We start from the raw sequence: 5,530 nt of genomic DNA on the forward strand, positions 1-5,530 counted from the left end.
CGGCGCGCCGCGGGCCGGGCGCGCCCGCCGCGGCGGCGCGGGGGAGGGGGCGGCGGCGCGTTCTGTCCTTCATGCAGCCGTTCTGCCACGGCGGACGAAAGGTCACAAACCGTTGACACCCGGTCGGGGCGTCTGCATATGTCGCGCCCGAAGCGAGCCGGCCGCACCCCGCGGGCGCGGGCCTGCCGCTTTCGGCTGAGGCTTGCGGGCCCGCGCCGCTGGAGGGGTGCCCGAGTGGTTAAAGGGGACGGACTGTAAATCCGTTGGCTTAGCCTACGTTGGTTCGAATCCAACCCCCTCCACCAGCGGCCCGGCGAAACGGTTTCGGCGGGTATAGCTCAATGGTAGAGCAGCAGCCTTCCAAGCTGAATATGCGGGTTCGATTCCCGCTACCCGCTCCAATCCGCCAGGCCCGGCGGCGGTCCGGATCGCTCTCCGTCCTGTCCTGCGGGCTTGCGCAACGGGGCGCGGCAACGTAGTACCCCCGCCGAAAATCTCCGCATACGCATCCCTGGAAGAGCGAGATGGCTAAGGAAAAATTTGCGCGCACGAAGCCGCATGTGAACATCGGCACGATCGGTCATGTCGATCACGGCAAGACGACGCTGACGGCGGCGATCACGAAGTATTTCGGCGAGTTCCGGGCCTATGACCAGATCGACGCTGCGCCCGAGGAGAAGGCGCGCGGGATCACGATCTCGACGGCGCATGTGGAATACGAGACGCCGGCGCGGCACTACGCGCATGTCGACTGCCCGGGCCATGCCGACTACGTGAAGAACATGATCACGGGCGCGGCGCAGATGGACGGCGCGATCCTGGTGGTGTCGGCGGCGGACGGTCCGATGCCGCAGACGCGCGAGCACATCCTGCTTGCCCGCCAGGTCGGCGTTCCGGCGCTGGTGGTGTTCATGAACAAGGTCGACCAGGTCGACGACGAGGAGCTGCTTGAGCTTGTCGAGCTCGAGGTGCGGGAGCTGCTCTCCTCCTACGAGTTCCCGGGCGACGACATCCCGATCGTGAAGGGCTCGGCGCTCGCCGCGCTGGAGGGCCGCGACCCGGAGATCGGGGAGAACGCGGTGCGCGCGCTGATGGCGGCGGTCGACGAATACATCCCGACGCCGGAGCGGCCGATCGACCAGCCGTTCCTGATGCCGATCGAGGACGTGTTCTCGATCTCCGGGCGCGGCACGGTGGTGACGGGCCGGGTCGAGCGCGGCATCGTGAAGGTCGGCGACGAGGTCGAGATCGTCGGCATCCGCCCGACCAAGAAGACGACGGTCACGGGCGTTGAGATGTTCCGCAAGCTGCTCGACCAGGGCCAGGCGGGCGACAATATCGGGGCGCTCCTGCGCGGTGTCGGGCGCGAGGACGTGGAGCGGGGGCAGGTCCTCTGCAAGCCGGGCTCGGTGACGCCGCACACGAAGTTCCGGGCCGAGGCCTACATCCTGACGAAGGAGGAGGGCGGCCGGCACACGCCGTTCTTCACGAACTACCGGCCGCAATTCTACTTCCGCACGACGGACGTGACGGGCGTGGTGGAGCTGCCGGAAGGCACCGAGATGGTGATGCCGGGCGACAACGTGGAGATGACGGTGTCGCTGATCGTGCCGATCGCGATGGAGGAGCGGCTGCGCTTCGCCATCCGCGAGGGCGGCCGCACCGTCGGCGCCGGCATCGTCGCTTCCATCATCGAGTAACCCGACAAAGGGCAGGGCGCGCACCCCGCGCGCCCGTCCGCGGGATCGGGAGGCCGGCATCGTCGCGCCGGTCGTCGGGTGGCCGGACGAAGGGGCAGGGGGCGCCGGGCCCCGCTTGTTTCTTTTCGGTGCGCGCGGCGGGGCCGCCGGTTGCTTGGCCCGGCTCCGGGCGGTGTTGGACCGGGCCCCGATTCCGGGTAGACCTCGGCGCCGCATCGGGGCTGTCGTGAAGCTGGTCATCCAAATACCCTGCCTCAACGAGGAGGCGACGCTCGGCCAGGCCCTGGCGTGCCTGCCCCGCAGCGTGCCCGGCTTCGATGCGGTCGAGTGGCTCGTCGTGAACGACGGCAGCACCGACCGCACGCTCGACGTCGCCCGGGCAAGCGGCGTCGATCACATCGTCGACCTGCCGACCAATCGCGGCCTCGCCCGGGCCTTCATGGCGGGCATCGAGCGCGCGCTCGCCGTCGGCGCGGACGTGATCGTCAACACCGACGCGGACAACCAGTACAATGCCGACGACATCCAGCACCTCGTCCGGCCGATTCTCGAGCGGCGGGCGCAGATGGTCGTCGGCGCGCGGCCGATCTCCGAGATCGAGCATTTCTCCCCGGCCAAGAAGCTTCTGCAGCGGCTCGGGAGCTGGGTGGTCCGCTTCACCTCCGGCGCCGATGTCGCCGACGCACCGAGCGGGTTCCGGGCCATCGCGCGCGACGCCGCGATGCGGCTCAACGTCTTCGATTCCTACACCTACACGATCGAATCGATCATCCAGGCCGGCCGTTCGGGGGTCCGGATCGCGTCGGTGCCGATCCGCGTCAACGGCGAGACGCGGCCGTCGCGGCTGGTGCGCAGCATTCCGCGCTACGTGCTGCGCTCCGGCATCTCGATCCTGCGCTCGCTCTTCGTCTACCGGCCCGGCCAGACCTTCTTCGTCCTCGGGCTCCCGCCGCTCTTTCTCGGCACCGTCCTCTGCCTGCGCTGGCTGGTGCTCTATCTCGACGGCAGCGAGCGGGCGCGCGTGCCGAGCCTCGTGATGGCGGCGATCGCCCTCATCTTAGCCTTCCTCTGCTGGCTCTGCGCGCTCCTCGGCGAGCTCAGCCGGATCAACCGGCGCCTCCTCGAGGACACGCAGTACCGGCTGCGGCTCGCCCAGTTCGGCCCGGGCGCGGCGGAGACCGGCGGCGAGCCCGATGCAAATTGAGACCCTCCGCCTGGCCGTGGCGGCGCGGGTGCTGCCCGAGATCCCGAAGCTCCTGACGCTCCTCGACCGGACGCCGGTAAGCCGCACCTATGGCTGCTTCGACCGCGCCTACTGGCATTACCGCATCATCGATTTCCCGTGCGGCATGTCGCAGGAATTCGTGCTGCCGCTCGCGCTCGTCTGGGCGATGGACGAATTGCCGGACAATCCCTATTGCGGCGCGCCGGCGGTCCGGGACTGGGTGGAGGCGGGCATCCGCTTCGCCGCCCGCTCGGCCCATCCGGACGGGTCGTGCGACGATTACTTCCCGTACGAGCGCGCGGCCGGCGCGGCCGCGTTCTCGCTCTTCGCGATCTTCGAGGCGGCCGGGATCGTCGGTCTCGACGCCGATCCGGAGATCGACGGTTTCCTGCTCCGCCGCGCGCGCTGGCTGGCCGGCCATCACGAGAGCGGACGGCTCTCCAATCACGAGGCGCTCATCCTGTCCTGCCTGGAGCGGGCGCGCGCGCGCTTCCCCGGGGAAGGCTTCGAGGAGGCGCTTGCCGGCCGCCTGCGGCGGCTCCTGTCGTGGCAGGACGGCGAGGGCTGGTTCGACGAATATGGCGGTGCCGATCTCGGCTATCTTTCTCTTACGATCGGGCTCCTCGCCGATCTCGACCGGCGCCGTCCCGATCTCGGCCTTCGCCCGCCGATCGCGGCCGCGATCGAATTCCTCGCCCATTTCGTTCATCCCGACGGGACGGTGGGTGGCGAATATTCGAGCCGCTCCACGCTCAACTTCTTCCCCTTCGGGTTCGAGATCGCCGGCGCGTGGAACCCCACGGCGCTCGCGATCAACGACCGCGCGCTCCGGCCGCTGGTGGAGGGCCGGACGCCGTCCTACGAGGACGACCGCATCATCGGCCACCATCTCTGGGGCTGGCTGCTGACGCTCCGCAACTTCAGGACCGGGCGCGAGGCCTCCGGCGCGCTTCCCGCCGAGGGCAGGGCCTGGTTTCCGCATGCCGGGCTTCTCGCCGACCGCCGTGGCGAGATCGCGCTCTTCTGCGCGCCGGAACGCGGCGGCGTCTTCAAGATCTTCGCGGGCGGGACGATGCTTGCCGGGGATACCGGCGTGACGTTCCGGATGCGCCGGAGCGGCCGGGTGGCGGTCTGCCATCTCGGCGGCGCCGGCGTCACCGTCGAGCCGGACCGGATCGTCAGCACCGGCGCGATGGCCTGGGCGAAGAGCGCGTCGCTCACGCCGCTCAAGAACGTCGCCCTCCGGCTCATGATGGTGAGCGTCGGGCGCTACTTCCCCGATCTCGTCCGCCGCCTCCTGCAGAAGGTGCTCGTGACCGGGCGGTCGCCGGCGCCGTTCCGCTTCACGCGCCGGTTCGAGCGGGATCCGGCCGGAGGCTGGACGGTGCGCGACGAGATCGCCGCCGAGGCGGGCTGGGAGGCGGTGGAGCGCGCCGGCATTTCCGCCCACCAGACCTCGATCACCACGATCATGGCGCGCGTCTTCCAGCTCTCGCAGCTGCAGCCCTTCCTCGACCTCACGGCCGAAATCCGCCGGCTGCGGCCGGGCGAGACGCTGGTGGTGGAGCGCCGCTTCCCGGATGCCGCCGGATGAAGAAGCTCCTCGGTCTCTGCGTCAGCGCGGCGATCCTGGCGCTCCTCTATGCGTGGATCGACGTGGCGGGCCTTGCGCGCGCCATGCGGGCGGCCGATCCGGCCTGGCTCGCGACCGGCCTCCTCTTCGTCGTGCCGCTGACGCTGCTCACCTCCTGGCGGCTCACCCTGCTCGTCCGCGGCTACCGGCTCGGCTTCCTCGAATCGAACCGGCTGGTGCTCGCGGCGAGCACGCTCAACCTCTTCCTGCCCTCGAAGCTCGGAGACCTCGCGAAGGGCCACGTCCTCGCCCGGCGGCACGGGATGGAGCCGGGTCTCGCCTTCTCGGTCGTGGTGCTCGAGAAGGCGCTCGACATGATGTCGCTCCTTCTCTGGGGCGTGCTCGGGCTCCTGGTCGTGGGGCAGGAGCGCCCGGTCCTCTTCCTCTTCCTGGCGCCGGTCGGCGGCGGGCTCGCGCTGATGGGCCTCCTCGTCGGCCCGTTCCCGTTCCTGCCGTTCCTGCTGCGGCATTTCGGGCGGCTCATGCCGGCGCGCATTGCCGCCGCGCTCGCCGGCTTCTCGTCGAGCTGGGAGACGACGACCCGGTGGTTCTGGCGCCGCGGCGGCGGGGCGCTCGGCGTGACGCTCCTCTCGGTCGCGATCTGGGGCGCGCATCTCCTCCAGTTCTGGGTCTTCGCGCGGGCCCTCGGGGCGACGGTTCCCGTGCTCCAGAACGCGGCCTTCGCCACGCTCTCGATCCTCGTGGGCCTGCTGCCCTTCACCTTCGCCGGCGTCGGCACGCGCGATGCCGCCATCGTCTTCTTCTATGCCCGCTACCTCGATCCCGCGGCCGGCGCGGTGCTCGGGATGCTCGCCACGCTCCGCTACGTGCTGCCCGCGATCGCGGGCGCGCCCTTCGTCGGCGATTTCATCGGCCTGCGGGGCCTTCCGGGCCGCATGCGCGCAGCCGGCGGCGAGGACGGCGGCCGGTGAGCGGCGAGGCGGCCGATCGCCTCCGCGCGGCCGCGGCGCC

4 protein-coding genes and 2 tRNA genes are annotated in these 5,530 nt (G+C 70.4%); all 6 read left to right on the forward strand.

From position 1 onward, the window contains the following. Positions 1-220: 220 nt before the first annotated feature. Positions 221-305 (forward strand) — tRNA-Tyr (locus E4O86_RS22170). Positions 306-327: 22 nt separating this feature from the next. Continuing rightward, positions 328-401 (forward strand) — tRNA-Gly (locus E4O86_RS22175). A 123-nt stretch (positions 402-524) separates the two neighbouring features. Continuing rightward, entirely contained in the window at positions 525-1,700 is a 1,176-nt protein-coding gene (gene tuf, locus E4O86_RS22180) for an elongation factor Tu (RefSeq protein WP_161142723.1), read from the forward strand. Between the two features lie 226 nt (positions 1,701-1,926). After that, the gene (locus E4O86_RS22185; RefSeq protein ID WP_161142724.1) at positions 1,927-2,904 is read left to right on the forward strand and encodes a glycosyltransferase; all 978 of its coding nucleotides are present in this window, start codon (positions 1,927-1,929) and stop codon (positions 2,902-2,904) included. Next, positions 2,894-4,519, forward strand: coding sequence for a hypothetical protein (locus E4O86_RS22190; RefSeq protein WP_161142725.1), 1,626 nt, complete (start codon positions 2,894-2,896; stop codon positions 4,517-4,519). Before E4O86_RS22185 ends, E4O86_RS22190 begins: the two co-directional genes overlap by 11 nt. Next, positions 4,516-5,490, forward strand: coding sequence for a lysylphosphatidylglycerol synthase transmembrane domain-containing protein (locus E4O86_RS22195; RefSeq protein ID WP_161142726.1), 975 nt, complete (start codon positions 4,516-4,518; stop codon positions 5,488-5,490). The genes E4O86_RS22190 and E4O86_RS22195 overlap by 4 nt, the downstream gene beginning before the upstream one ends. The last annotated feature ends 40 nt before the right edge of the window (positions 5,491-5,530 follow it).

Origin of the sequence: Propylenella binzhouense (assembly GCF_009866965.1) — a bacterium.
GTDB lineage: Bacteria > Pseudomonadota > Alphaproteobacteria > Rhizobiales > Afifellaceae > Propylenella > Propylenella binzhouense.

What these genes read in the sequence shown, in the direction of transcription:
- tuf (WP_161142723.1), top strand. Translation starts at nt 525, where the DNA reads ATGGCTAAGGAAAAATTTGCGCGCACGAAGCCGCATGTGAACATCGGC.
- E4O86_RS22190 (WP_161142725.1), top strand. Translation starts at nt 2,894, where the DNA reads ATGCAAATTGAGACCCTCCGCCTGGCCGTGGCGGCGCGGGTGCTGCCC.
- E4O86_RS22195 (WP_161142726.1), top strand. Translation starts at nt 4,516, where the DNA reads ATGAAGAAGCTCCTCGGTCTCTGCGTCAGCGCGGCGATCCTGGCGCTC.